We start from the raw sequence: 25,726 nt of genomic DNA, 5'->3' as shown, positions 1-25,726 counted from the left end.
ACGCAGTTGAGCGGGTAGGTGAAACAGCAGCTGCGGATCCTGTTTTCGTGGCACGAAGACAGGACAACGAGGGCATCACATGACTCTGCTGGCCAGCCTGCTACGGGATTTCGGCGATGTCGACCGCGACCGCCTGCTCACCCTGATCAACAAGAGCATCGTGGACGAGCGAGCCGCCGTGGCCGCCGGCGCCACCCCTCGCCGCGCTGCCGACGTCGGCCCCCGCTCGCGTCGCACCCGCCTGCGCACGGCACCACTCCGCACGGCACCACGCCCAGGCACGGCACCACTCAGGGCGGAGCTTCGCCTCGTCTGAATCAGGGCGGAGATTCGCCTGAATCAGGGCGGAGATTCGCCTCGCCTGAAGACCCCTGACCGCCCGCCGCTCCCTGGCCGCTCACCCCCTGGGCCCGATCATGGTCGTCTGGGTGGGCCGCCGGACCCGGGAAGCATGATCCGGATGGTGAGCCCGCCATCGGGGGCATGGGCTGCTTCGGCAGCGCCGCCATGCGCCGAGACGACGGCGGCGACGATGGAGAGGCCGAGCCCGCTGCCACCCGAGGCGCGCGATCGGGACGGGTCGTGGCGCCAGAACCGGTCGAAGACCCGTTCGAGGTCTTCGGCGGGAAGCCCGGGCCCGTCGTCGGACACCTCGATGACGATGGAGCCGTTCCCCGGGCTCGCCCGCGCGGTGGTGACGGTGGCGGGTGGCGTGTGGACGCGCACGTTGACCAGCAGGTTGGTCACGACCTGGCGGAGCTGGTGGGCGTCACCGGCCACGACGAGCGGCTGCGCCGGCAGGTCCAGGGTCCAGGTCCGCGTCGGATCCAGCGTGCGCATGTCGTGCACGGCGTCGCGCAGCAGCGGGTTGATGTCCACCTCGGCGGCCGTGGGCAGGGGGTTCTCGTCGAGCTCGGTGAGCAGCTGGAGGTCGGTGACGATGCGCCGCATCCGGCTGGCCTCGCCCAGAGCGCGTCGCATCGAGCGCTGGTGGTGCTCACCGTCGGCGAAGGCACCATCGAGGTCGAGCTGCAGGTAGCCGCTCACGCTCGTGAGCGGAGTGCGCAGCTCGTGGGATGCGTTGGCGATGAACTCCCGAAGCCGGGCTTCCGACCGCGTCTGTGCCACCAGTGACTGGTCGATGCTGGTGACCATGGCGTCGAGGGCGTGGCTGAGCTGGCGGAGCTCGGTGGTCGTGGCGGCCACGGCGAGGCTGCGGTCAGGATCACCGTGGGCGATTGCCTCCGCCCGCCGGGTCAGGTGCTCGATCTGACGGGTGCCGTGCCGGATCCACAGCCACGCCAGGACCGCCAGCGCCGCCGCACCACCGGTGCCGATGACGATGAAGGTGCCGATGAGATCGTCGACGAGACCGGCGAGGTCGTCGACGGGGGCGGCCACGGCCAGCAGGCGTCCGTCGCCGAGGTCGGTGGTGGCACAGCGGTAGGTCGTGCCGTCGGGCGCCGTCACGTACCTGATCTCGCCGCCACGCGCGGGGGCGGTGATCCCACGCAGGTCCGGCGGTGCGGACGTCCCCGGTGTGGCCAGCACGGTCGCCGTCGCGCCCTCGATCACCACCAGCGCGTAGCCGCGCTCGTCCGGCCCGGCGCCGCCGCCCGGCGACCCGCCAACCGGTGACCCGCCTTCCAGGGCCCCGCCGGGCACGTCACCGCCCGCGGCGAGGACCGACGCCCGGATCTCCGGCAGGTCGGCACGCAACCGGTCATCGATGCGGTCGCGCAGCGCGTGCTTGGCAGCGGGGATGGCGACGAACCCGACCGCCAGGAAGACCACGAAGGTCACTGTCAGGATGCCCAGGGTCAGCTTCGTGCGCAGGTGCAAGGGCTCACTCCCCGGCGGGCCGGAGCGTGTAGCCCACGCCTCGGATCGTGTGGATCAGCGGCCCGTCGCCACCCACGTCCAGGCGGCGGCGCAGCGTGCTGATGTAGGTCTCCACGACGTGTCCGTCACCGTCGAGATCCTGGTTCCACACCCGGTCCAGAATCTGGTGCTTGGACAGCACCCGGCCCTGGTTGATCATCAGGTAGCGCAGCAGGTTGAACTCGGTGGGCGACAGCTCGATCCGCTGCCCGGCGCGGCGCACCTCGTGGCGCTCCTCGTGCAGCACCAGGTCGGCGCAGGTCAGCGATGTCCCGGACGTTGACGACCCGGCCCGGTGCAGCACCGCGCGGATGCGCGCCACCAGCTCGTCGAGGACGAACGGCTTGGTCACGTAGTCGTCCCCGCCCCGCCCGAACCCCTCGAGGATGTCGCGGCTCGAGGCCCGTGCCGTGAGGAAGATGATCGGCGTCGTCTCGCCCCTCCCGCGCAGACGCCGGCACACCTCGAGACCGTCCAGCCCCGGCATCAGCACGTCGAGGACGATCAGGTCGGGCGTCATCTCCGTGAGCCTGGCCAGCGCATCGCGGCCGTCCACCGCGACGGTCGTCTCGAAGCCCGCGTAGCGCAGCGCCGTCCCGACCATGTCGCGGATGGCGTCGTCGTCGTCGACCAGGAGCAGTCGGGGCGGCATACCGGACAGTCAAACACCCCGACCTCAGGGCGGGCTCAGGACGAAGGCGGCTCGTCCGCGCGTCCTGAGGGGGTCCTGAGGTTGCGCGGAGCGTCGGCTGAGGCCGGACTGTTCTGCTCTCACCCATGAGAAAGCTCCGCCGCTCCCTCGCGGCCTCCCTTCTTGTCTCGGCCCTGCTCGCCGCTGCCTCTGCCTGCTCCAGCGATGACTCCGACGCCGCGTCCGCCGCCTCCGCCGCCTCCGCCGCCTCCGCCGCGAGCGACGCAGCCACCGGCGCTTCCGGCGCTGTGGGGCCCGATGGGCGGCCTGAGCTTCCCCGCCGGGAACCGTCAGGCCCGGCGGTGGACCGTCACGTCGAGGCGCTGCCCCCCGACTTCGAGCCCGTGGTGTGGGCGGACCTCCCGCCCCGACCCGCGCTGGACGGACCACTGGCGGCGAACCAGCTGATCGAGAACGCGCAGATCGTCGGCGAGGAGGAACTCGAGGGCGCCGAGGACGTCGCCGTCGGCCTCGACGGCCACCTCTACACCGCCACCGCCGACGGCGGCCTCTGGCGCATCACCCAGGACGCCGGTGGCGGCATCGGGACCATCGAACGCGTCGCCACCCTGGACGGCAGGGCGCTCGGCCTCGCCGCCTACTCGCAGGACGTCCTGATCGCCGCCGTCGTCGAACAGGGCATCATGGCGGTGAACGTCGCCACCGGGGACGCCTGGGTCCTCACCGACCGGATCGACGGCAACCTGATCTTCTTCGCCGACGAGGTCACGGTCGCCGACGACGGCACGATCTATGTCACCGAGGCCAGCACCGTCTACCTCCCCGGGTTCCCGAACGACTTCCTCGACGGGCGGCCCAGCGGCCGGCTGCTGCGCTACGAGCCGGCGACCGGCGTCACCGACGTCGTGACCGACGGCCTGTACTTCGCGAACGGCGTGGACGTCGCCGCCGACGAGAGCCACGTTCTCGTCGCCGAGTCGTTCCGCTTCCGACTCACCCGGGTGTGGCTCGGCGACGGACGAGAAGGCAGGACGGAACAGTTCGGGCCGTCGCTCGTCAACGGCCCTGACAACATCGTCATCGACGACCGGGGCCGGGTGTGGGTCGGCGGCAGCGACCTGCGCTCGGACGCCGTCGACGCGCTCGCCACCAGCGCCGACCTGCGTCGGCAGATCGCCGCGCTGCCCCCGGGCGAGGGAGAGGGCCTGCGCGCCCCGTACGGCTTCGCCCAGGTGCTCAGCCCCGAAGGCGAACCGGTCTTCAGCTTCCACGACACCACCGGCCGCTTCTCCGCCGTCAGCTCCGCTCTGCCCCACGACGGCCACATCACCTTCGGCTCCCTCGCGGACCGCGGCCTCGCCCGTCTCCCCCTGCCCGCCGAACTCCGCTGACGCACGACGACCTCGACGTCGTCTACCGGCGGTCGACCTCGGCAGGAGGACGTGAAGTGGTCACCTCAGTGCAGTGGGAGGCAAGGTCGGTAACGGCCGGCAGGACGACGGCCGCCAGCGGTGTGGCCGCGAACGAGACCGCGACCAACAGTCTGGAGAGCATGGCGAGCCGTGCGCGACGAGGCCGTGGAGTGACGAGGCGGAGCACTCGTTCGGTGGTTGCGGTGCCGGCCGCGTGAAACGTGCCCGTAGCCGGGTGCTGGGCCGAGGCAGGTGCGGCAAGACGGAGAACGGCCTGCGCAAGGGTGACCGGAGTGGCGCGGCGCAGCGCCCTGTCGTCGGCTGCGAGCTCCACGAGCCGACGGACCTCGCTCAGCGCGAGGGTGAAGAGCGGCAGGCGCGGGAACGCGGTGGCGAGGATGGCGGGGAGAAGGACGATGACGTGGTGACGGCCGCTCAGATGGGCTCGTTCGTGGGCGAGGACGGCTGCCAGTTCCGCGGGTGAGAGGACATCCAGGGCGCCGCGCGTCAGCACGATGTGCCCGCCGTCACCGGGAACGCAGAACGCGCTCGGCTGCGGATGGTCGAGGACGACCACGCCGGTCCCGGCTGGCTCGCCCAGCAGGTGGAGGTCGCAGCGATGTCGACGGCGTTCGCGCCGCGCTGCCCGGCAGACCACGAAGCCCGAGAAGGCAGTCCTGCCCACCATCCAGCTGATGATGGCCAGGCCGGCGTACTCGGCCGGTCCGGACGGCGCACGCGGTTGCGGTGGCCACCCGCAGCCCTGCAGGAGGAGGACGAAGGCGTCCCCGAGGGTGTGCAGCGGGGTCACGAGGACTGCCGCGGCCAGCAACGCGACGCTCAGGACGGAAACAGCCGTGACGAGCCAGGTGCCTGCGGCCAGTCGGGGTGCGTGCGAGGTCCATGCGGCCCGGGCGAGCCGGCGAGGGAACAGGACTCCGACGGCGGTGACATAGGCGGCCAGCAGGGCGAGGCTCACGAGGTCTCGTCCTCGACGCACGGTGGTTCGGCCGCTCGAGGGGGACGGCTTCGGTGCCAGCGCAGGGCTTCCTGGAGTGCCTCGTACTCGGCGGGGGCCATGGTATCGACGAAGTGCAGCAGAGCGAGCCCTCTGTCGTCGGTCGTGGACAGCACGTCGCGCATCATTCTGGCGGTGTACTCACCCCTGCTGAGCGCAGGGCGGTACTGGTAGGAGCGGCCGACACGATCTCGGACGAGCCACCCCTTGTGGAACAGCCGGTCCATGACGGTCATGACGGTGGTGTAGGCGAGCGGCCTCGTGGACTGCAGGGCGTCTCGTACGCCGCGCACGGAGACCGGGCCGCGGGCCGCCCACAACTGGTCCATGACCTCGGCTTCGAGGTCTCCCAGCCGTTCCACCGTTCCGCCCTTCCGGTCGTCAGCTATCCCGTCGTCAGGGCCCTCCCCGCGACCGACATCCGTGTTCGTCGTGCCGAGTGTCGCACCTGGGATCCGAGGTGCCCTGGGGCCCTAAGGCCCTGGCCGTGCGTCGGCGCCCCGGGGCCCTGCATCGGCTATCCGGTACCGAGCAGACCCTTCATGGTTTCGACTTCTGCGGCCTGCGTGGACTCGATCGTCCTTGCCAGGGCGACGGCGTCGGGGAACCGCCCGTTTCGCTGTTCGATGAGTACCATCGCAATCGCACCCCCGTGGTGCCGGATCATCATCTCCAGGAACATGCGGTCGAAGTTCGGACCGGACGCCGTCTGGAGAGCGGCCATGTCGTCCTCCGACATCATTCCCCTGTCGTCGGTGCCGTGGCCGCCGCCGTGACCCCCGGCACCGGGCATGGCGGTGGGTCGACCCCACGCCGCAAGCCAGCCGGTCATCGTCTCGATCTCCGGTGTCTGCGCGGTCCCGATCTGCTGGGCCAGCGTGAGCACCGCCGGGTCGGCAGCACGTCCGGGTGCCAGCTCCGCCATCTTCACGGCCTGCTGGTGGTGCGGGATCATCATCTGGGCGAACATCACGTCCGCGTCGTTGTGGTCGCCAGCGCTGACGTCGCTGCTGCCCCCTGCCGTCGCGGACGAAGGCGCCGTCGGGGTGCCGTCGCCCCCGCACGCCGCGAGCGTGGCCGCCAGGGCCAGTGTCACGGCGACATGTCCAAGGTGGTGTCTTCTTCGCACGAGTCATCCTCGGTGTCGGGTTGCCAACGGAGCTGAGGCCGGCGCCGAGATCGACAACCGGCGGGGGACGCCTCGCGACGCGGGACCGGATACGGACCGGAAGCGACGAACCGGCAACCCTCGCCATCTACTAATCACCGTAGTAGACAGCGCGAGTCGCATCACCCTCCTCGGGTCGTTGGACCGTACCTGTCCGCGCGACGAAGGTCCGCCGGTTCGGTGGCTGCGAGCTGCACACAACGAGTGTTCCGGTCGCTGCCACCACCCTCCCCGTCGACAGCGGCGCGGGGCACCGTCACCGGTCACCGTCGACCCGTTCTTCTACTACGTGCAGTAGTGGTTTAGCGTGGCCTTCGGCCACCAACGCCGGGACCGCGTGCCGATCCTGCCCCCGGTCCCGACGCTCCCTTCGACATGCCACGTCCGCCGTCGCGGAGGTTCGGTGAATCTCGCAACTGTTCTCGTGACCGGCCTGTTTGCGGGCGGAGTGTCCTGTGCCGCGGTACAGGGCGGACTGCTGACCGGCCTGATCACCCGACAACGTGCCGCGGCGGCGGGATCAGCGCGGCCACCCGGTCGCGTGCCCGTCCGGGGGCGCCATTCGGCCCGTGTCCAACGCGCGCGGTCCCGCCCGGGGACGCGCTCGCCACAGGCGGGGAGGGAACCGGACTGGCGCACGCGGCTCGGCGACGACCTCGCGCCGGTCGGCGGGTTCCTGGCCGGCAAGCTGGTCTCGCACGTGCTGCTCGGGGCGCTGCTGGGAGCGGCTGGCAGCGCGGTGGAGCTCTCGGTCGACGCGCGTACCTGGCTGCAGATCGGCGCCGGCCTGCTGATCGTGCTGTTCGGTCTCGCCCAGCTGGGCGTACCCGGATTCCGCCGCGTCGTCATCGAACCGCCCGCGTCGTGGACGAGGATCGTCCGCAGGCGCGCCCGTTCGCAGACCGCTCTGGCACCGGCGTTGCTCGGACTGGCCACCGTGCTCATCCCGTGCGGCGTGACGCTGTCGGTGGAGGCGCTGGCACTCGCGTCCGGGTCCGCGCTGGCGGGCGCGGCCACGATGGGCGTGTTCGTCCTCGGCACCGGCCCGCTGTTCGCCGTCCTCGGCTACGCCGCCCGCAGGGCCGCGACCGCGTGGCGCAGCCGACTGGCCGTGGTCACCGGACTGGTCGTGCTGGCGATGGGGCTCTACACCCTCAATGGCGGCTTGCAACTCGCCGGCTCGCCCCTGGCCGCCAACCGGCTCGCCGAAACCCTCGGTCTCTCCCAGCCGCCGGCGGCCGACATGGCAGCCGCCTCGACCGCCGAGGGCCGCCAGACCGTGGAGATCACCGCCCACGCCGACTCCTACAGCCCGGGCAACGTCCAGGTGCAGGCCGGTGTGCCCACCACGCTGATCGTGCACTCGGACGATGTGCAGGGCTGCATCCAGTCCTTCGTCATCCCCGACCGCGACGTCGAGGAGATCCTGCCAACCCAGGGCGACACGGCGATCGACCTGGGCGTCCTGGAGCCCGGCCAGCTGCGCTACGCGTGCGGCATGGGCATGTACACCGGCCTCATCACCGTCGTCTGACCATGCCATCACCGTCGTCTGACCACGTCCGTGTCCTGCCGTCTGACCGCGTCCGCTTCGATCGAACAAGGAGAACGGAGTACCTACAGTGCCCGTCACCACACACACGTTCCGCGTCGAGGGAATGCACTGCGGCAGCTGCTCGCTGCTCATCGACGACGCGCTGGAGGACCTGCCAGGCGTGCGCAGCACCCGGACCACGCTCAGGCAGGGGCGCACCACGGTCGAGCTCGACCTCAGCCAGAACAGGCCGCAGGACGTGGTCAGGGTGATCGAAGATCTCGGCTACCGGGCCGCGCCGCTGCCGTGACGGATGTGACGGACGGAACGGACCTGACGGACCCGAGCAGCGGACACACGAGCCGGCGGCGCGCCACCGCGGACGAAGCTCCGGGTGGACGACACCGCGGGCGTTCGGCCGGGGAGTGGCCCATCGACACGGCACCGCCCACCGGCCCGTACGACTACCGCGCCGTCCCGCCTGACCACATGAGGCGGACCGTGGACGGTGCACCCACCGCACCACTTGTGATCCGCCGGCCGGGGCGCCACGCCGCCCGCAACGCGACCTCGACCAGGAGGCCACCCCGCCGGCCGGGGACGGCCTCCGAGCGGCCTGGTTCGGATACCCCGCACGGGTACAAGCGAGCCGCGCCTCGGATCATGGCCGACCTCGGGGCAGGCAGGATCACGGCGGCGTTCGCCTCGCTCGGCGCCGCCGCCATCCATCTCGCTGTCGCGCCGGGCCACTTCGGTGACTGGCCGCTGTCAGGGGTGTTCTTCTTCGCGACCGCGATCTTCCAGGCGGGCTGGGCCCTCGCCGTGATGCGGACGGCCGGCCTGCCGACGATGGCGGCGGGCCTGCTGGTCAACACCGGGTCGATCCTGCTGTGGGCGATCAGCCGGACCTCCGGGCTGCCCGTCGGCCCCCACTCCGGAACGCCCGAACAGGTCGACAGAGTCGACCTCACCACGGTCGCGTTCGAGGCAGCGGCCTGCGTCCTCGTGCTGTGGGGCCTGTGGTCCCGGCACACGCGCGGGTTCCGCTCCTCGTTCAGCGCGGCCGTCGTGATCGGTGCCGCCGGCGCCGGGGCCGCCGGCCTCGCGCTGCCCGCCGTGGAACTCGCCGGTTCACACAGCCACGGCCACGGCCACGAGGTGGCGGAGGAGTCCGTTCCGCACCCCCACGGTCAGGGCGAGGAGCATCCGCCAACGCCCCACGGCGGCGAGGGCGGGACGACCCCCACGCCGCCGGTGACGGGCGAGAGCGGCGAGCCGGAGCAGTCGCAGTCGCCCCAGCCCACGTCGGGCCACGCCCATTCCCCCGGCACCGCACCTCACGACGACTGAGTCCGGGTTTCCCACGCTTCGTCGGCCTCTCACACCCTTCCCATGGATACCCCCCGGGGGTATGGTTCGAGTGCATCGGGTTCCGGCGCGTCACCCCGACCCCCGAGACACCCAGCCCCTGGGAGAGGACCTCTGATGAGCGAGACCACTTACACCGTCACGGGCATGACCTGCGCCCACTGCGTCGCCTCGGTCACCGAGGAACTCGGCGAGATCGCCGGCGTCACCGACGTGGCGGTGGACCTGAACTCCGGCGCGGTCACCGTGACCAGCGGCCAGGAGCTCGATCCGGCCAAGGTACGCACCGCGGTCGAGGAGGCCGGCTACCAGCTCGTCGGCTGAGGCCGGCGCCCCTGCGGGACGCGGTCACGGCCAGGCCCCGCGAGAAGGGAGAGAAGGGAGTGCGAATGAACACGATCGCGAGACTGGCCGCCTTCGGCACAGCGCTCACCCTGGTCATCGGTGGTGCCTACGGCGTCGGCGCGGCGGTCGGTCCGCTGGACGCGGTCACCGCCGGCCCGGAACACAGCTCCGACACCGGCGACACCGGCCACGGGGACGGCCACCGCGGCACCGCCCCGGATGACGCATCGGACCTGCCGGGCGGGTTGGCGTCGAGCCTGAGCGGCTACACCTTCACACCCACCGCGTCGGCCCTGGCACTGGATGACACGGACGACTTCACGTTCCGGATCACCGGGCCCGGCGGGGAAGCCGTCACCGCCTTCGACGTCGAGCACGACAGACGGATGCACCTGATCGTGGTGCGCCGCGACGGCAGCGCGTTCCAGCACCTCCATCCGACGATGACACCCGACGGGACCTGGTCCGTTCCCCTGCCGGTGCGCGCAGCCGGTTCCTACCGGGCGTTCGCGGACTTCACCCCCACCGGCGCCACGGCCATCACCCTGGGCGTCGACCTCACCGCCCCGGGCCTGTTCGAGCCGATCGCCCACCTGCCGACACGCAGCGCTTCGGTGGACGGCTACGAGGTGACTCTCGCCGGCGACCTGGTCGGCGGGCAGGCGTCGCCGCTCACCCTGACGGTTCACAGGGACGGGCGGCCGGTGACGGACCTGGAGCCCTACCTCGGCGCCCACGGGCACCTGGTGGCGCTGCGCGAGGGCGACCTGGCCTACCTGCACGTACATCCCGACAGGGAGGAGACGTCGGCCGGCCCGGACATCCCGTTCGTGGCCGATGTGCCGACCGAGGGCCGCTATCGGCTGTTCCTCGACTTCCGGCACGACGGAGTCGTCCGCACGGCGGAGTTCACGGTGCCCACCGGACCGGCCGTGCCGGACGCCGCCACCGCATCACCCACGACATCACCCACGACATCGCCCGCGGCGGGGCACGCCGACGACAGCCATGGGCACTGATCGCGAGAGGAGACATCGACCGGCATGAGCACCACCACCACAACAACCACGACCGCCACCACCACGGCGCACGCCACCGACGCCCCGGTCACCGAGATCGAGCTCGCGATCGGCGGGATGACCTGCGCGTCCTGCGCCAACCGGATCGAACGCAGGCTGAACAAGCTCGACGGCGTCACCGCCACCGTCAACTACGCCACCGAGAAAGCCCGGGTGAACGCCCCCGAGGGCGTCGACCCGGCCGTGCTGGTCGCCCAGGTGGAGGCGGCCGGCTACACCGCCGAACTGCCCCGGCCTCCGGCCGCGGGCCTCGAACCGGCCGCAGGTGTGGCGGGCGCCGAACCCGATCCGGCTCGACCACTGCGCCACCGCCTGGTCACCAGCATCGTGCTCGCGGTTCCGGTCATCGTGCTGGCGATGGTCCCGGCGCTGCAGTTCACGAACTGGCAGTGGTTCTCGCTCGTCCTGGCGAGCCCCGTCGTGACCTGGGCCGCCTGGCCCTTCCACCGCGCCGCCTGGACGAACCTGCGACACGGCGCCGCGACGATGGACACGCTGATCTCGATCGGCGTCGGTGCGGCGTTCGGCTGGTCGTTGTACGCGCTGCAGTTCGGCACAGCCGGGACACCGGGGATGACGCACCCGTTCGAGCTGACGGTCGCCCGCGGCGACGGCACCGGCAACATCTACCTGGAAGTCGCGGCCGGAGTCACCACCTTCATCCTCGCCGGCCGCTACTTCGAGGCGCGTGCCAGGCGGCAGGCCGGCGCGGCGCTGCGCGCCCTGCTCGAACTCGGTGCCAAGGACGTGGCTGTTCTGCGGAACGGCACGGAGGTCCGGGTCCCGATCGGGCAGCTGGCCGTCGGCGAGCGGTTCGTCGTCCGGCCCGGTGAGCGGATCGCCACCGACGGCGTGGTCGACGAAGGCTCCTCGGCCGTCGACGCCTCGATGCTGACCGGCGAGTCCGTCCCCGTGGAGGTCGCCCCGGGCGACTCCGTCACCGGAGCGACGGTGAACGCCGGCGGGCGACTGGTCGTGCGCGCCACCCGGGTCGGCGCCGACACCCAGCTGGCCCAGATGGCCAGGCTCGTCGAGGACGCCCAGAACGGCAAGGCCGCCGCGCAGCGGCTCGCCGACCGGATCTCCGGCGTGTTCGTGCCGGTCGTCATCACCCTGGCCGCGGCCACCCTGGCCTTCTGGCTCGGCGCGGGCGCCGGGCCGGCCGCCGCGTTCACCGCCGCGGTCGCCGTGCTGATCATCGCCTGCCCGTGTGCACTCGGGCTGGCCACCCCGACGGCACTGCTGGTCGGAACGGGCCGGGGAGCGCAGCTCGGCATCCTCATCAAGGGCCCCGAAGTACTTGAATCCACCCGGCGCGTCGACACGATCGTGCTCGACAAGACCGGCACCGTCACCGCGGGACGCATGAACCTGGTCGAGATCCACGTCGCCGCCGGTGTGGATGAGACCGAGATGCTCCGGCTCGCCGGAGCGTTGGAGAACGCGTCCGAACACCCGATCGCCGCCGCGGTCGCCCGCGGCGCCCGCGAGCGGGTCGGCGACCTGCCCGACGTCGAGCAGTTCAGCAACCTCGAAGGACTCGGCGTCCAGGGGGTTGTCGACGGGCACGCCGTCCTCATCGGGCGGGCGGCCCTGCTGGAGAGGTGGAGCCAGCCGCTGCCGCCCGACCTCGCCACGGCCAGGAGCACCGCCGAGGCGGCCGGCCGCACCGCCATCGGCGTCGCCTGGGACGGGAAGGCCCGCGCCGTCCTCGTCGTCGCGGACGTCGTGAAACCCACCTCGGCCCAGGCCGTGGCCCAGCTCCGCCAGCTGGGGCTCACCCCCGTGCTGCTCACCGGCGACAACGCGGCCGTCGCGCGCACGGTCGCGACAGAGGTCGGCATCGAGACCAGCCCGGGCACCCTCATCGCGGAGGTGCTGCCGGCCGACAAGGTCGACGTGATCAGGCGCCTGCAGGCCGAGGGCAAGGTCGTCGCGATGGTCGGCGACGGCGTCAACGACGCCCCCGCCCTCGCCCAGGCCGACCTCGGCCTCGCCATGGGCACCGGCACCGACGTCGCGATCGAGGCCAGCGATCTCACCCTCGTCCGCGGCGACCTGCGGGCCGCCGCCGACGCGATCCGGCTCTCCCGCCGCACCCTGGCGACCATCAGGGGCAACCTGTTCTGGGCGTTCGCCTACAACCTCGCGGCACTGCCTCTCGCAGCGGCAGGTCTGCTCAACCCGATGATCGCCGGCGCCTCCATGGCGTTCAGCTCGGTGTTCGTCGTCGCCAACAGCCTGCGGCTGCGCCGCTTCACCGCACAGGTCGACGCCCCGGCCGCCACGGCAGCACCCATCTCCCCATCACGCCGAGACACCCCGAAGATATCCAGCTGAGACTGTCGGCCGAACTCGTGCAGACAGGTTCCGCGCGCGACCGTCCACCGGAACACGAACCGGCCCATCGCCGTCAACCCGCCCGGAACCCCCACGGTCGGGTCCGGACCACTCAGTGGCCTCGGGTCGTCCAGCACCTGCGCTCCTGCGCGAGTCGCCGCACCCTGGAGGCGGGAGGGGGTACGGGGCGGGAGGGGTACGGGGCGGGATCCGATTCGGGCCGTCCGTCCACTCACTCCGGGAGGTGGCAGTGATGATGTACTGGAACGACGGCCACGGTATGAACGGCTGGGGCTGGTTCGCCATGTCCCTGGGCATGTTGTTGTTCTGGGCTGTGCTCATCATCGGGGCGGTGCTGGTGGTACGGGCGCTGACCCACGCCGGCGATCGCGCTCGCCTCCCGATGCGGCCACCCGCCGGGCCCGCGGAAACCGGGGGGCCCACCGGGCCGTCCCCCGAGCAGGTCCTGGCCGACCGCTTCGCCCGCGGTGAGATCGACGAACAGGAGTACCGCGCCCGCCTCGCCACCCTCCGTGAGACGACCGACCACCTCGTCAAACACTGACGACTACCCGAGGCGCCGACCGGCTGCGGCACGCCCACCCACTTCCAGCGCGGCCACGGCCGCTCCTCTGTTCCCGAGCGTCGCCGCCATCCTGCGGGCGTCGTACTGGCATCGATCTGGCCTGCGGCGGAGCGGGTGATGGTGGGGTTCCGGACAGTGCTGGACGTGGGTGCATGAGAGCAGCGCTGAGACCACCGCGGGCCGGTCACACCTTCCTGACGACGAGCACGGCCTCGATCGCGTACTTGTGGCCGTTCAACCTGGCGTTGGCCAGGAGTCGGCGCGCCTGGCGGGCCTCGTCCTTCCCGATGTCGACGACCTGAAGCCGGGACAGTACCCAGTCCCAGCGCTGTTCGGTCGTTCTGCCGTCGTACGCTTCGACCAGTGTCACCGGAGAGGTCACCACCTCGGCCTCCCCTCGCGCCGCGAGGTCGAGCCAGGCGATCATCTTCCGATCGCCGCGTACCGCGAGGGACAGGGCTTCACAGTCCAGTACGAAGACACGGAGCGACCGCTGCCCGTACTCACCGGTCCGCTTCTTCACGCCACCTCTCCGACGTTGTTCTGCCCGGCGGTACGGCGCCGCTCATGTTCGGCGTCGAGTTCCTCCAACTCGTCGAGCGCTGCCGCACGCTCGTCCTCGGTGACGGGGCCGTGTTCTTCCTGCAGCCAGCCGACCAGTTCGAGGAGCCGGTCCCGGTCGCGCTTGAAGCGCAGCGCGTCGGCGACGTACGCCGACAAACCCCGTTCTGCCGCCTCCGCGCGGATCTCGTCCAGGAGATCCTCGGGAATCGTCACCGTGATCTTCTTCGTTGCCATACAAGAGACCGAGCGTCAGCGAAATGCCGCCTGGACGTTCACGGACATCGCCCGGGCGCCGCTCGCCGACCCCGACGACCCCGCCGACCCCGACGACTTCGGCGGCCTGAGCGACGAGACCTGCAGCTGGTCGACCGGCTCGGCCGGTGGCGCTGGCCGTCGTGGAGACACTGGCCCACCGGGACCTGTGCGCCATGCACGCCGCGGACGGCAAGGGCAGCGAGCCGCGCCACCAGTACATGGAGATCGGCGTGGTCGCCCGTCGAGCATGGAGCCCTCATCAAACCCGGTACGGGAAACTATGGCTGTCCAGGGCGGCCGGGGTGGTGGGTGGGAGTGGGCATCTCGGGTTGGTAGATGACGAGTCCGCCGGCTTGTTCCCGTTTGGCGGCGTACATGGCCAGGTCGGCCTGGTGGATCAGGATGTCGGGAGTGGCGGGCCGGTGAGCGGCGCTGTCGAGGGTGACCAGGCCGAGGCTGGCGTGGGGGGTGTAGGGCCGCCCCGCCAGCAGGCAGGGGGCCTGGATGGCGGTGGCGAGCCGTTCGCCGATGCGGCGGGGGTCGTAGGGGCCGCCGCCGTCGAGGATGACGCCGAACTCGTCGCCGCCGAGGCGGGCGACGGTGTCGATGGCGCGGGTTTCCGCGCGTAGCCGGTCGGCGCTGATCTGGAGGAGTTCGTCGCCGACGGAGTGGCCGAAGGCGTCGTTGACCCGCTTGAAGCCGTCGAGGTCCAGGAACAGGACAGACACCGTGCCGTCGGCGGGGGCGCGGGTGGCGTCACTGTCGGTGCCCTGGGTGAGGGCTCGTTGCAGCCGGTGGGTGAACAGTGCCCGGTTCGCCAGGCCGGTCAGCGGGTCGTGGAACGCCTGGTGGTGCAGTTGCCGTTCGCGTTCCCGGATCTCGGCGAGTAGCCGGGTGTTCTCGGCGAGGGTGACCATCTGCCGCAGCAGGGCGAGCACCAGCAGCGTGATCATCCCGTAGGTCTCGAACCGGTCGAGGCGGGCACCGGTGGCCAGCTTGCAAAGGATCAGCAGGCCCGCGGCAGTGAGCGCTACGTAGGGCAGCGCGGAGTGTGCCCACATCACCCGCGGGCCGGGCGGGGCGGGGCCCTCGGGGGGCGTGGGGGTCGGGACCGGGACGAACGCGGCAAGGAAGATCAGCAGGAAGGCGAAAGCGAACCCGATCAGGCCCCAGGGCGGCAGGTGGAACCCGTGCTCCGCGGCAACGTAGGAGATGATGTTGGTGGTGAGTCCATAGGCCAGCAGGCCGGTGCCCAGTAGTGCCAGCGTCGCGGGGGCGCGGGGGCGACGGAAGCTGGCGATCAGCACGACCGCGGTGGCGAGGATCAGGCCGGCGCCCTGATGGGTCAGAGCGAGCCGGAACGGTCTGATGTCGGGGCCCGTCTGGACGACCGCGGAGAGCACCGTCCCCCATTGCAGCAGGACGAGCGAGCCGGCGATCAGCAGGCAGTCCAGCAGGGTGATCGCATACCACCGGTAGGCGCCGCGCCGCCGCCTGCCAGCACTCCCGCCCCGGTCATCCACCGGGTCGGTGGGCACGGACAGCAACCCGGCCAGGGCCACCCCGTAGAGGGAGAGGAAGACGGCATACCCCGGGGACATGCCTTGCCTGTGGGGCAGGTCTCCGGCCAGCAACGTCGGTACGATCGCGAGGCTGGCTACCACCGCTCCGGTGGCAGTGAGACCGACGAGCACCCTCCAGCGGCGCTCCGCCCCGCGTACCCACCGGGCGGTCCAGAAACAGGCGACCGCGGCGGCGAACTGGGCGGCGACGGAGACGAGGTTCGTGGCGACACGGGCGGAGCGCAGGTCCAGCAGCACCGAGAAAGCAACATCCAGCCCCAGCAGCGTCAGGGCGGCGACGACGGCACACCCCAAAGCCCGTGGCTGGTGACCCGCACCGCCCGGACGCCACAGGCCGTGTACAGCGACGACACCTCTACGGAGTCCGGACATCGCTCACACCCTCCCGACGTAAGCGTATCGAAATCATTTGAATTCGGATAGCGACGACCCGGTGGGGGTATCCGAGCAGAGGGGCTCCGTCGGAAGGTCGACCTGGATGCCGAGGGCGCAGACATCACCTTGGTGTCCAAGCAGCTCGATCACTCTTCGACAGCGATCACGGGGACGCTCTACACGCATCTGTTGCGCTCGGCGGGCCAGCAGGCGGCCGAGACGGCTGCGGTACCGCGTGCGACGCGACGTCCACGCCATGTCCTCACCAGAACGGGAGAGACATCGAGCGAGAACGGGGCCGGTCGCGTTGCGCCTGGCCAGAAGCCTGAGCCGGCCGGCGAACCCGAGAAGATCACGGCGGAGGATGAGAGATTCGAACTCTCGAGGGGTTGCCCCCAACACGCTTTCCAAGCGTGCGCCCTAGGCCACTAGGCGAATCCTCCGTGGGGGAGCCTATCCGACGGTGGCGCGGAGCGGGGCATCGGGGGGGCGCGAACGAGGTCACAGGCGGCCACCGGACCCCCGCCGCCATGATCGCGGGCGGACCGCTAGACTGCCCAGCAGACCCCTCGTGCGGCGCTACCCTCGTGAACTCCCCCAGGGCCGGAAGGCAGCAAGGGTAAGCGGGCTCTGGCGGGTGTGCGGGGGGTCCTCCTCGTTCGGGCGAGCCTTGCGAGCATCCGGAGCAGACGAGTGAGCACTGCGCTGTACAACAGGTACCGGCCCGCCACCTTCGCCCAGGTGGTCGGCCAGGAGCACGTCACCGACGCACTCGGGCACGCGCTGCGGAGCGGGCGGCTGCACCACGCCTACCTGTTCAGCGGCCCCCGCGGCTGCGGGAAGACCTCCTCGGCCCGGATTCTGGCGGCGTCGCTGAACTGCGAGAAGGGCCCGACGCCAGAGCCCTGCGGGGTGTGTGACCAGTGCGTCTCGATCCGCACCGGTTCGTCGATGGACGTCACCGAGATCGACGCCGCCTCGCACGGTCTCGTCGATGATGCGCGTGACCTGCGGGAGCGCGCCTTCTTCGCGCCGGCGTCGGCACGGTTCAAGGTCTTCGTGGTCGACGAGGCGCACATGGTCACGGCGGCGGCGTTCAACGCGCTGCTGAAGGTGGTCGAGGAGCCGCCGCCGTACCTGAAGTTCGTCTTCGCCACCACCGAGCCGGACAAGGTGATCGCCACCATCCGGTCCCGGACACATCACTACGCCTTCCGGCTGGTGCCTCCCGGTGTCCTCCGCAAGCACCTGGAGTCGATCTGCGAGCAGGAGGGCGTCGTCGTCGACCCGGCGGTGCTACCGCTGGTGGTGCGGGCGGGAGCGGGCTCCGTCCGGGATTCGCTGTCCGTCCTCGACCAGCTGCTGGCCGGCGCCGGAGAGGGTGGGCTCAGTTACGAGCGCGCGGTGGCGCTGCTGGGCATGACCGACGGGATCCTGCTCGACGAGACCGTGGACGCCCTGGCCGAACGCGACGGCGCCGCACTGTTCACCGTGGTCGACCGTGTGGTCTCGTCCGGTCATGATCCGCGGCGGTTCGCGACGGACCTGCTCGACCGCCTCCGTGATCTCATCGTGGTCGCCGCGGTGCCCGACGCCGCCGAGCGCGGCCTGCTGGAGTCGTTCTCCAGCGACCAGGTCGACCGGATGCGCGCCCAGGCGGGCCGCATCGGGCCGGTGGAACTCTCCCGCACGGCAGACGTCCTGCACACCGGCCTCGTCGAGATGCGCGGAACAGCGAGCCCCCGGCTGCTGCTCGAACTGATCCTGGCCCGTGCGCTGCTCCCTGGCGCCGCGGCGGATCCGGCTGCGCTTGCCGTCCGGCTCGAACGGCTCGAGCGTCGCCCCGCGCCCGCCCTCGCCCCCGCGCCCGCCCTCGCCGGTGCGGTGCCGCCGGCAGGCCCGGCGGACGTCGACGGCGCCCGGGAGTACGCAGGCGGCCCCCACTCCCCTGATACTTCCGGCGGCGGCCGGTTCGCGGCAGGCGGCAACGCCGCAGCGGGCCACGGAGCCGCCACACAGACCGCCACACAGGCGCCACCGGTGCCCGCACGGGCCGCCTACGTGCCACAGGGCCCGCCCTCCGCGCCCGCGCACCTGCCAGCCGGGTCGCCCTCCCAGCCGGCGGCGGCCATGCCTCCGCGGGGCCGCGGGCCGACGCCCGCGGCGGGTGTCGGCGGTCTCGACGCAGCGGGGCTCGCCGCCGTGTGGGACGAGGTGCTCACGTTCGCCGGCCGGCGCAGCCGCCGCACCCACGCGATCCTCAAGGACTACGCGTCGGTCACCGAAGTCCGCGGCGACGAGGTCATCATCGCGTTCTCCGCGCCGGCGATGGCCAAGATGTTCGGCCAGGGAAACAACATCGAGATCCTGGCCGCCGCGATCGCGGACAGGTTCGGTGGGTCGTGGCGGATCACGATCGGCGGCGGCGGTCCCGGGCCGTCGGGAGGGCGTCCGCAGCCGCCTCCCGGTGGGGCCGGTGGCGCCGGGAGGCCGGCCGCCGGCGGGCCCGGCCGCAGCGCCGGGCCGGACTTTCACGGCGGCCCCGGCGGGCAGGGCGCACCTGTGCCGGCCGAGTACGGCGCACCGGCCGGTCACAGCGCACCGGCTGGTTACGGCGCACCGCCGGCGCACAGTGCACCGCCCGAGTACGGGAACGGGTCGGACCCGGGCTACACGTCGCAGATGGCCGCGGTCGGGCAGCCCGGCGGCCCCTACAACGGCGCGGCGTCCAACCCCGCTGTCCCCGTTCCGGGGAACGCAGCCGGCCCGGGCGGGCCGGCGAACGGCGTCGGCTCCGCGGGCGGATGGTCCGGGCCCGTCACCGACCAGGCCGGTGGCGGGAGCGGGCCGCGGGCGCACACGACGATGTCCCCCGCCCCCGCAGCACCCACCGCTGACGCCTCCGTCGCGACAGGAGCAGCCGGCACCGGTGGTGTGTCTGGTGGTCCGTTCCCCGGGGGTGCCCAGGCAGCCGGGCCACGCACCGTCGTGAGAGCCGGCGCCGTGGTGACCGCGGGTGGCCCGGCGGCACCGCCGGCACCAGGCCCCGGCATGGGCCAGGTGCCAGGGCAGGGCGCGACGCCGGGAGCCGGGCCAGGGCCGATGCAGGCGGCCGGGATCCGTCCGGGTGGCGGTGGCGGTGGTGCCGCGGCGGCCCGGGCGGCGGTGATGACGGCCAGGGCCGGGCAGGGCACACCTGGCCGCGGGCCTGGCTCCGCGACGGCGAGCGCGGCGACCGGCGTGGGTCACCGGGTGGCGGGCGGAGCAGCGGCAGTGGCCGGAGCCGTCGGCGACACCCCGGTGGTGGATGAGGTCTCCCTCGACGACGAGGACGCGCCCACCCACCTGGGCGGTGCCCGAGGCGGCGAGGAGGCCGCGATGGCCCTGCTCCGCACGAGCCTCGGCGCCACGGTGATCGAGCAGTCGGGCTGACCGGCCGATCCGGCATCGGTTGCCCTCGGATCTCCATCCGGGGGCACGTAGGCTCACGGTCATGTCGAACCCACAGATCCCCGCCGGGGGCGGGGCCAACCTGGGGCACATTCTCGAGCAGGCGCAGCGGATGCAGGCCGCGCTGTTCAACGCCCAGCAGGAACTGGCCGAGACCCGCGTCACCGGCTCGGCCGGCGGTGAGCTCGTCATCGCGACCGTGAACGGCGGCGGCGAGCTGGTCGACCTCGTGATCGAGCCGGCGGCGGTGGATCCGGACGACGCCGAGACCCTCGCCGACCTCGTCCTCGCCGCGGTGCGGGACGCCACCACCAACGCGCACCGGCTCGCGGCCGAGAAGATGAGCGCCGCCACCGGCGGCCTCGGCGGCGCGCTCGGCGGGCTGGGTGGGCTCGGCGGCGGTCTCGGTGCCGGAGCGCCGGCGCCCGGCGCCCTGCCCGGTGGGGGCGCACTGGGCGGCCTGGGTATTCCCGGGCTCGGCTGAGTCAGCCGCCGCCGTGTACGAAGGCGTCGTCCAGGACGTTATCGACGAGCTGGGCCAGCTTCCCGGCATCGGGCCGAAGAGCGCGCAGCGCATTGCGTTCCATCTGCTCGCGGCGGACCCGGCCGACGTCCGCCGGCTGGTCCACGCGCTGACCGAGCTCAAGGAGAAGGTCCGGTTCTGCCGGACCTGCTTCAACGTGGCCCAGTCGGAGCTGTGCAGGATCTGTACGGATCCGCGTCGTGATCCGGCGGCGATCTGTGTCGTCGAGGAGTCGAAGGACGTCGTCGCGATCGAGCGGACCCGCGAGTTCCGTGGCAGGTACCACGTGCTCGGCGGAGCGATCAACCCGATCGGTGGCGTGGGGCCGGATGACCTTCACATCCGCGAGCTGGTGGCCCGGCTCGCGGACGGGGTCGTCACCGAGATCATCCTCGCTACGGACCCGAACACGGAGGGTGAGGTCACGGCGTCCTACCTGGCACGCCAGATCGCGCCGATGGGTCTCACGGTCACCCGGCTCGCGAGCGGGCTGCCCATGGGCGGCGACCTCGAGTGGGCCGACGAGGTGACACTCGGTCGCGCCTTCGAGGGCCGCCGGGTCGTCAGCGCCTGATCACCGGGCTCTCCTGCCGCCCCACCGCCTGGCTGTCCGACTGGCTCGCCGCGGGGGCCCGCGGACCCCTGCCGGTCAGAAGCCCAGGATGGGCGCGTAGGCGGAGCTCGGGATGGACGCCAGCGTCAGCAGCACGATGCTCACGTCCAGCGGGTCGGCGGCCGAGCCGAACTCGGCGTGCAGACCTCGTGTCGTGTAGACCACGGTGTCGGCGTCCCGCATCACCCGCACGCCGAACATGTGTGTCGCCCGCACCCACCAGACCCGGCCGCCGGCACGGATCCGGATCTGCCGCGCGTCACGACGCAGCCCGGTCGTGATCCGGGCCAGCCGCCCGGACGGAAGCCTCGGCTGGTCCAGGTAGCCGACGATGTCGCCGCCCGGCCCATGAACGACTATCCGCGCCGGGCTGCCGGGGGGGCCGGGCTCGACCAGGCTGGCCTCGGCGGAGATCTCCTGGTCCCAGGGATGCAGATCAGCGGCCCATACCCGCTCGCCGCGCAGGATCCGCTTGCCCAGTGTGCCGCCGTCGGGATGCCCGCGCGGCAGCAGGCCGCCGATCACCGGACCGGCGCCCTCCAGACGCCAGGCCACCGACACGATCGCACCCGCTGGCGTGCCCGGGAAATCCGCTGGTGTGACAACCGAGGCGTTCACCCTCATGTTCGACACCCGCCTAGCCATCCCGACCAGGCGCGGCCGGGCGGCCGGGCAGTGCCGCGCAGGCCTGACCATAGAATGGAGTGCAGACGCCGGTGCACGTACCTCTGCCGCTGCACGTGCCGGTGCCAGTGAACACGCGTCCGCGAGGGACGGCTGTCACGCTTCACCTTCCAACCCCCCGGGCCCGGTATCTGCCCAGGTAGTCAGCTTATTCAGGTCGATGTGTCACACCCCGTCGACGGAGGCGACCCGGCGCCGTCCGCAGATTCAGCCTCCGGCACCGTGCCACTGCGCTATGCATGCAGATGCTACGTGGTGCGCGGACTGTCCGGAGTCCTATGGGCACACATTCCCCGGTCGAGGTCCCGCTGGAGAACAACGGATCGACATCCAGACACGAACGGACATCGGCGATGTCCCACCCCCCCGAACGGGGATGACCCCCGGTGCGGCTGACAGCCGGGCGGAGGACAGGGTGGAACCATGCCTGGTAGTCCAGGTCAGGACCGATCTCGATCACCTGAGCAGGAGCCGTCCGCCATGATCATCAGTTCCCATGTCGGTGCCGGGGCGTTTGTCGGCATGGCCACACGGAAACCGGGAGCGGCACTGGCCCTCGGCTTCCTGTCCCACCTCGTCATGGACGCGATGCCGCACTGGGGCACCGGGCCGGGCACCGAACCCGAATGGCTGCCGATCGCCCGCAAGGACGGCGTCGCCGGCCTCGCGGAGATGGCGCTGCTCACCGCGATGGCCCCGGCTGACCGCCGGGTAGGCGTGTTCGCCGGGATGGTCGGCGCCTGCCTGCCGGACACCGACAAGGTCGGCCGCTATTTCGTCGGGTCGAGTCCCTGGCCGGCCCGCTTCGACCGGTTCCACGAGGCGATCCAGAACGAGGCCCGGCACCGCCTGCCGCGGGAGGTCGCGACCGCGGCGGCACTCACGGTCGCGGGCACGCTCACCCTGCGCCTGCTTGCCGCGCGCTCACGCTGAGCGGCTCTCCGGGCGGCCCGGGCCAGTCGGCTCACCACCCGGCTGGGCGGTGTCTGCCACGCGGTCAGGGCGGTCGGGGCAGCCCGAACCGGCCGGTCGCGAGGCGCCGGCGATCTCCGCGAGGTCGTCCAGGGCCATCGCGGCGGCCGCGTCCGGACTCAGGCCCGTCCCATGCGCCCGCTCCCGCGCGGCGGCCTCGAATCCGAGAACCTCGTCGACCCAGCTGCTCACGGCCGACAGCATCGCCGCCTCCGCACCGAAGCTGGGCTTGCTTGCCCGTGCCGTCACGGCGCCGAGCAGCCGGGCCGCCGACCGCGGCCGGTCCAGGCGTTGGAAGAGCACCACAAGGTTGCGCAACGTGGTCAACAGGTGGGTGAGGGCGTGCTGTTCGCGCCAGTCCCGCAGTACCTGCGCGAACGCCTCGACCGCCTCGACCGGATCCGCGCAGCGCGCCCGGACCGACACCGCCGAGACCCGGGCGACCCCGCCCAGGAAGGCGTTGCCGGCGCCGTCGGCCAAGGCGATCGCACGGTCCAGCAGCCCCAGGCAGCGGGCCGGGTCACGGTCAAGGATGAGCTCGGCCTCGCCGTAGGCCAGCCAGCCGAGATCGGAGGGGGCCAGCGGTCCCTCCGGAGTCTGGGTGCTCACGGCGCGGCCGGCCTCGGCGTTCCCGGCGTTCCCGGCGTACGCGTGGGCGATCATGATGTTGAGCAGGCCGGCGACCTCGGTGTGGCGGTCGCCGCAGGACCGGGAGGCCGCTACCAGCTCCCAGCCGTGGTCCACCGCCTCACCGATCCGGCCGCGGTACGAGGCGATGTCGCTGAGCAGTTCGAGGGCGAACCGGCGTTCCGGGGCGTCGCCGGCGATCAGCCGGCCACGCTGGGCGCAGGCCTCTGCTGTCTCCAGATCGCCGGCGCTGACGTACCAGGCCGCGGCGGTCGCCAGCACGGTCGACAGCGCACCCGCGGCGACCCCCGGGGCCAGGCCCGCCGTCAGATCGGCGACCAGGCCCGCCAGGCTGTGCACCTCCGCGCCGGTCGGCGGGTGCAGCCCCAACGCCCGGACCAGCTCGACCGCGGCGGCCAGCGGCTCGAGCCGCAGCCGCGACATCGCGAACACGTGCAGGGCTGCCGCGATCTCGACCGCCAGCGGCGGGTCGTTCGCCAGCGCCCAGCTCTGGGCCGCCCGTGCCTCGGCGAGCAGGGCGGTCATCCGCTGGTGGCCCTCGGCCTCGTGCGGTGTCCGCAGGAGCAGGTCGGCGGCGCGCAGTTCGGCGAGGATGTGCCGCGCGTGCGCCGTGAACAGCTCGTCGCCCGCCCCCCCGAGCTGGCGCCGCGCATAGTCGCGGATGATGTCCAGTAACGAGTAGCGGGTCGGGCTGGTCGATGGATCCGCGGCCACCAGCGAGCGCGCGACCAGCGCGTCGAGCAGGTCCAGGGCCGCTGTCTCGCTCAGTCCGGCGAGCCCGGCGACGTCCGTGGCGACGACCGGGCCGGCGAACACGCCCATGATCCGCAGCATTTCCCGGTGCGGGCGGTCCAGCATCGAGGCCGACCAGCCCACGACGTCGGCGAGGGTGCGGTGCCGAGCCGCGCCGCCACGGCGGCTGTCCCGGAGCAGGCCGAGATGGCTGTCGAGACGATCAGCGAGGTCGGGCAGCGACATCGCGGCGCTGCGCGCCGCCGCCATCTCGATGCCGAGCGGCAGGCCGTCCAGCCGACGGACGATGCGCTCGGCCGCCGCCCGGTCCGCCTCCCGCGCCGCTGCCGCCGACCCCGCTGCCACCGACCCCGCTGCCGGCCGCACCGCTGCGGGCCGGGCCGCGTTGACGCGGTCCCAGAACAGGGCGAGCGCGGGTGCCTCGGGCCCGTCAACCCGCAGCGGACGCACCGGCCAGCAGTGCTCGCCGTCGACGCCGAGCAGCTCACGGCTCGTGGCCAGGACCCGCACACCGCTACCGCCCTCGACCAGCGCGGCCGCGACGGCCGCCGCCTCGGCGACGACATGCTCACAGTTGTCCAGGATCACCAGCGCGTCGAGGTCCGCGACGGCCTCGAGCGCGGCGGTGACGTCGCCGTCCGTCCCGCGTACCCCGAACCCGTCGGCGACCACGGCGGCGACGGCGCCCGGATCACCGACGGTCGCCAGCTCGATCAGGCGGACGCCGTGCGCGAACCGCTCGGCGAGGCTGTCAGCGAGATGCAGCGCCAGCCGGGTCTTACCGACCCCGCCCGGCCCGAACAGCGTGACGAGGCGCGCCGAACCCAGCAGGTCACTCACCGCGGCCAGATCGGCCGCCCTCCCCCACAGGGACGTGACGGGCCGGCGGAACCGCCGCGCCCGCGGCGGCGACGCCGGGGACTCGGACGGGGCCAGGGCCGCCTCCGGCGGCGCCGGCGGCGCCGCCGGGGTGCTGCCACTTCCCACGGCGAGCGCCGTGGCCTGCGCGGCGCGCAGCGCGGGGCCCGGTTCCAGACCCGCGCCGGCCAGGGCCTCGTGCGCCCGGCGATAGGCGGCGGCCGCGTCGGCCGCGCGCCCCGTCCGGCACAGCGCCTCGACCAGCGTCACCCAGGCCGACTCCCGCCACGGGAGTTCGGCGAGCACTTCCTCCGCGGCACCCACCGCCTCGGCGGGATGCCCGGCGTGCAGCAGCAGCGCGGCCCGGGACTCGCGCGCCGCGTCCCGGGCCTCGGCGAGGCGCACCGCGACGGGCCGCAGCACCGGGTCGTCGGCCAGTTCCCCGAAGGCGGGGCCCCGCCAGAGGGCGAGGGCATCGTCCAGGGCGGCGAGCCGCTCCACGGCGTCAGGCAGCTCGCGGGAGAGCCTGACCAGTCGGTCGAACACCGCGATGTCGATCTGCTCCGGGGCAAGATGCAACGACCAGCCGCCAGGACGGGTCGGCAGCGCGTCCCCGAGAATGCGCCGCAGCCGCGAGATGTACGAACGCAGCGTCGCATCAGCGGATGGCGGCGGGTGCTCCCCCCACACCGCGTCGACCAGCCGTGACGGGGGGACCACGTCCCCCGGGCGGGAGCCCAGCACGGCAAGCAGCAGCCGCTGCGTCGGGCTGCCGATGGCGATCGTTCTCCCGGCTCCGTCCACGACGTCCACCGGGCCCAGCAGGCGCACGCGCACGCAACCGATCATAGGAGCCACACGCGGCAACAACTCGTCACACGCCGGACACACACTCCCAGGCGCCATGCGCGCGATGCCGCCGCGCCCGGCACCGCCGGCGCGCGATCCCCGCGCAACCGGGAAGGCATCGAGCATGCAAGCCGACCGCAGCGCTGCTGCAACCTCCGTCCGCACCCTGGTTGACAGGACGAGAGCACGCAGGTGGCGCTCAGCGACATCGGCGGA

The 25,726-nt window shown here is 72.4% G+C and carries 22 protein-coding genes, 1 tRNA gene, 1 other RNA gene and 1 pseudogene; 14 read left to right on the top strand and 11 right to left on the bottom strand.

The window, feature by feature from the left end; genetic code table 11:
• The first annotated feature begins 79 nt into the window (after window positions 1–79).
• Window positions 80–316: a hypothetical protein gene (locus AB1460_RS10065; RefSeq protein ID WP_368960546.1), complete on the top strand. Its 237-nt coding sequence runs from the start codon at window positions 80–82 to the stop codon at window positions 314–316.
• A 98-nt stretch (window positions 317–414) separates the two neighbouring features.
• On the opposite strand, the gene AB1460_RS10060 is transcribed toward AB1460_RS10065, so the two are convergent.
• Entirely contained in the window at window positions 415–1,842 is a 1,428-nt protein-coding gene (locus tag AB1460_RS10060) for a sensor histidine kinase (protein ID WP_368960545.1), read from the bottom strand.
• 4 nt (window positions 1,843–1,846) lie between these two features.
• A complete protein-coding gene (locus AB1460_RS10055) occupies window positions 1,847–2,533 on the bottom strand; it encodes a response regulator transcription factor (protein ID WP_368960544.1) in 687 nt (228 codons plus the stop codon).
• Between the two features lie 125 nt (window positions 2,534–2,658).
• On the opposite strand from AB1460_RS10055, the gene AB1460_RS10050 reads away from it, so the two are divergent.
• Window positions 2,659–3,924 carry an SMP-30/gluconolactonase/LRE family protein gene (locus tag AB1460_RS10050; RefSeq protein WP_368960543.1) on the top strand — a complete coding sequence of 422 codons (1,266 nt, stop codon included), beginning with the start codon at window positions 2,659–2,661 and terminating at the stop codon, window positions 3,922–3,924.
• A gap of 22 nt (window positions 3,925–3,946) precedes the next feature.
• On the opposite strand, the gene AB1460_RS10045 is transcribed toward AB1460_RS10050, so the two are convergent.
• From AB1460_RS10045 to AB1460_RS10035, 3 genes are all read right to left on the bottom strand, one after another.
• The gene (locus tag AB1460_RS10045; protein WP_368960542.1) at window positions 3,947–4,924 is read right to left on the bottom strand and encodes a M56 family metallopeptidase; all 978 of its coding nucleotides are present in this window, start codon (window positions 4,922–4,924) and stop codon (window positions 3,947–3,949) included.
• Window positions 4,921–5,325, bottom strand: coding sequence for a BlaI/MecI/CopY family transcriptional regulator (locus AB1460_RS10040; protein WP_368960541.1), 405 nt, complete (start codon window positions 5,323–5,325; stop codon window positions 4,921–4,923). The genes AB1460_RS10045 and AB1460_RS10040 overlap by 4 nt, the downstream gene beginning before the upstream one ends.
• A gap of 155 nt (window positions 5,326–5,480) precedes the next feature.
• The gene (locus tag AB1460_RS10035) at window positions 5,481–6,092 is read right to left on the bottom strand and encodes a DUF305 domain-containing protein (RefSeq protein ID WP_368960540.1); all 612 of its coding nucleotides are present in this window, start codon (window positions 6,090–6,092) and stop codon (window positions 5,481–5,483) included.
• A gap of 442 nt (window positions 6,093–6,534) precedes the next feature.
• On the opposite strand from AB1460_RS10035, the gene AB1460_RS10030 reads away from it, so the two are divergent.
• The 7 genes from AB1460_RS10030 to AB1460_RS10000 all read left to right on the top strand — a co-directional run bounded on the left by AB1460_RS10030 (window position 6,535) and on the right by AB1460_RS10000 (window position 13,362).
• Window positions 6,535–7,665, top strand: a complete 1,131-nt coding sequence (locus AB1460_RS10030) for a sulfite exporter TauE/SafE family protein (protein ID WP_368960538.1) — start codon at window positions 6,535–6,537, stop codon at window positions 7,663–7,665.
• A gap of 88 nt (window positions 7,666–7,753) precedes the next feature.
• On the top strand, window positions 7,754–7,975 hold the full coding sequence (locus AB1460_RS10025) for a heavy-metal-associated domain-containing protein (protein ID WP_018639046.1): 222 nt from the start codon (window positions 7,754–7,756) through the stop codon (window positions 7,973–7,975).
• Between the two features lie 191 nt (window positions 7,976–8,166).
• Entirely contained in the window at window positions 8,167–9,015 is an 849-nt protein-coding gene (locus tag AB1460_RS10020; protein ID WP_368960537.1) for a hypothetical protein, read from the top strand.
• Between the two features lie 135 nt (window positions 9,016–9,150).
• Entirely contained in the window at window positions 9,151–9,357 is a 207-nt protein-coding gene (locus tag AB1460_RS10015; protein WP_368960535.1) for a heavy-metal-associated domain-containing protein, read from the top strand.
• Between the two features lie 65 nt (window positions 9,358–9,422).
• Window positions 9,423–10,397 (top strand): hypothetical protein, encoded by a 975-nt coding sequence (locus tag AB1460_RS10010; RefSeq protein WP_368960533.1) that lies wholly within the window; start codon window positions 9,423–9,425, stop codon window positions 10,395–10,397.
• A gap of 24 nt (window positions 10,398–10,421) precedes the next feature.
• Window positions 10,422–12,797: a heavy metal translocating P-type ATPase gene (locus tag AB1460_RS10005; RefSeq protein WP_368960531.1), complete on the top strand. Its 2,376-nt coding sequence runs from the start codon at window positions 10,422–10,424 to the stop codon at window positions 12,795–12,797.
• Between the two features lie 253 nt (window positions 12,798–13,050).
• Window positions 13,051–13,362, top strand: coding sequence for an SHOCT domain-containing protein (locus AB1460_RS10000; protein ID WP_368960530.1), 312 nt, complete (start codon window positions 13,051–13,053; stop codon window positions 13,360–13,362).
• Window positions 13,363–13,579: 217 nt separating this feature from the next.
• On the opposite strand, the pseudogene AB1460_RS09995 reads toward AB1460_RS10000, so the two are convergent.
• From AB1460_RS09995 to AB1460_RS09980, 4 genes and pseudogenes are all read right to left on the bottom strand, one after another.
• Window positions 13,580–13,906, bottom strand: a pseudogene (locus AB1460_RS09995) (hypothetical protein); the annotation flags it as partial.
• The gene (locus AB1460_RS09990; RefSeq protein ID WP_368960528.1) at window positions 13,903–14,181 is read right to left on the bottom strand and encodes a CopG family transcriptional regulator; all 279 of its coding nucleotides are present in this window, start codon (window positions 14,179–14,181) and stop codon (window positions 13,903–13,905) included. The pseudogene AB1460_RS09995 and the gene AB1460_RS09990, both read right to left, overlap by 4 nt.
• A 299-nt stretch (window positions 14,182–14,480) precedes the next feature.
• The gene (locus AB1460_RS09985) at window positions 14,481–16,157 is read right to left on the bottom strand and encodes a diguanylate cyclase domain-containing protein (protein WP_368960526.1); all 1,677 of its coding nucleotides are present in this window, start codon (window positions 16,155–16,157) and stop codon (window positions 14,481–14,483) included.
• A gap of 361 nt (window positions 16,158–16,518) precedes the next feature.
• Window positions 16,519–16,603 (bottom strand) — tRNA-Ser (locus AB1460_RS09980).
• Between the two features lie 117 nt (window positions 16,604–16,720).
• On the opposite strand from AB1460_RS09980, the gene ffs reads away from it, so the two are divergent.
• The 4 genes from ffs (at window position 16,721) to recR (ending at window position 20,707) form a co-directional block, all read left to right on the top strand.
• Window positions 16,721–16,817, top strand: an RNA gene (ffs, locus tag AB1460_RS09975) — signal recognition particle sRNA small type.
• A gap of 36 nt (window positions 16,818–16,853) precedes the next feature.
• Entirely contained in the window at window positions 16,854–19,592 is a 2,739-nt protein-coding gene (locus AB1460_RS09970) for a DNA polymerase III subunit gamma and tau (RefSeq protein ID WP_368960524.1), read from the top strand.
• 61 nt (window positions 19,593–19,653) lie between these two features.
• A complete protein-coding gene (locus AB1460_RS09965) occupies window positions 19,654–20,094 on the top strand; it encodes a YbaB/EbfC family nucleoid-associated protein (protein ID WP_368960522.1) in 441 nt (146 codons plus the stop codon).
• A gap of 13 nt (window positions 20,095–20,107) precedes the next feature.
• A complete protein-coding gene (gene recR, locus AB1460_RS09960) occupies window positions 20,108–20,707 on the top strand; it encodes a recombination mediator RecR (RefSeq protein WP_071082243.1) in 600 nt (199 codons plus the stop codon).
• A gap of 75 nt (window positions 20,708–20,782) precedes the next feature.
• Here recR and AB1460_RS09955 read toward each other — a convergent pair whose 3' ends face one another.
• Window positions 20,783–21,370, bottom strand: a complete 588-nt coding sequence (locus tag AB1460_RS09955; protein ID WP_368960519.1) for a hypothetical protein — start codon at window positions 21,368–21,370, stop codon at window positions 20,783–20,785.
• Between the two features lie 540 nt (window positions 21,371–21,910).
• Between AB1460_RS09955 and AB1460_RS09950 the strand changes: the two genes are divergently transcribed.
• Window positions 21,911–22,363 (top strand): hypothetical protein, encoded by a 453-nt coding sequence (locus tag AB1460_RS09950; protein ID WP_368960517.1) that lies wholly within the window; start codon window positions 21,911–21,913, stop codon window positions 22,361–22,363.
• On the opposite strand, the gene AB1460_RS09945 is transcribed toward AB1460_RS09950, so the two are convergent.
• Window positions 22,355–25,498 (bottom strand): AfsR/SARP family transcriptional regulator, encoded by a 3,144-nt coding sequence (locus AB1460_RS09945; protein ID WP_368960515.1) that lies wholly within the window; start codon window positions 25,496–25,498, stop codon window positions 22,355–22,357. The genes AB1460_RS09950 and AB1460_RS09945 overlap by 9 nt on opposite strands.
• Window positions 25,499–25,726 lie beyond the last annotated feature (228 nt).

It is taken from the genome of Parafrankia sp. FMc2, assembly GCF_041008525.1.
GTDB lineage: Bacteria > Actinomycetota > Actinomycetes > Frankiales > Frankiaceae > Parafrankia.
Note: the sequence above shows the minus strand (reverse complement) of the source record. Positions and strands in the feature narration are given on the sequence as shown.

Excerpts from the sequence above, each read along its gene's own strand:
- AB1460_RS10065 (WP_368960546.1), top strand. The coding sequence starts at position 80 with ATGACTCTGCTGGCCAGCCTGCTACGGGATTTCGGCGATGTCGACCGC.
- AB1460_RS10055 (WP_368960544.1), bottom strand. The coding sequence starts at position 2,533 with ATGCCGCCCCGACTGCTCCTGGTCGACGACGACGACGCCATCCGCGAC.
- AB1460_RS10050 (WP_368960543.1), top strand. The coding sequence starts at position 2,659 with ATGAGAAAGCTCCGCCGCTCCCTCGCGGCCTCCCTTCTTGTCTCGGCC.
- AB1460_RS10015 (WP_368960535.1), top strand. The coding sequence starts at position 9,151 with ATGAGCGAGACCACTTACACCGTCACGGGCATGACCTGCGCCCACTGC.
- AB1460_RS10010 (WP_368960533.1), top strand. The coding sequence starts at position 9,423 with ATGAACACGATCGCGAGACTGGCCGCCTTCGGCACAGCGCTCACCCTG.
- AB1460_RS10005 (WP_368960531.1), top strand. The coding sequence starts at position 10,422 with ATGAGCACCACCACCACAACAACCACGACCGCCACCACCACGGCGCAC.
- AB1460_RS10000 (WP_368960530.1), top strand. The coding sequence starts at position 13,051 with ATGATGTACTGGAACGACGGCCACGGTATGAACGGCTGGGGCTGGTTC.
- AB1460_RS09990 (WP_368960528.1), bottom strand. The coding sequence starts at position 14,181 with ATGGCAACGAAGAAGATCACGGTGACGATTCCCGAGGATCTCCTGGAC.
- AB1460_RS09985 (WP_368960526.1), bottom strand. The coding sequence starts at position 16,157 with ATGTCCGGACTCCGTAGAGGTGTCGTCGCTGTACACGGCCTGTGGCGT.
- AB1460_RS09965 (WP_368960522.1), top strand. The coding sequence starts at position 19,654 with ATGTCGAACCCACAGATCCCCGCCGGGGGCGGGGCCAACCTGGGGCAC.
- AB1460_RS09955 (WP_368960519.1), bottom strand. The coding sequence starts at position 21,370 with ATGAGGGTGAACGCCTCGGTTGTCACACCAGCGGATTTCCCGGGCACG.
- AB1460_RS09950 (WP_368960517.1), top strand. The coding sequence starts at position 21,911 with ATGATCATCAGTTCCCATGTCGGTGCCGGGGCGTTTGTCGGCATGGCC.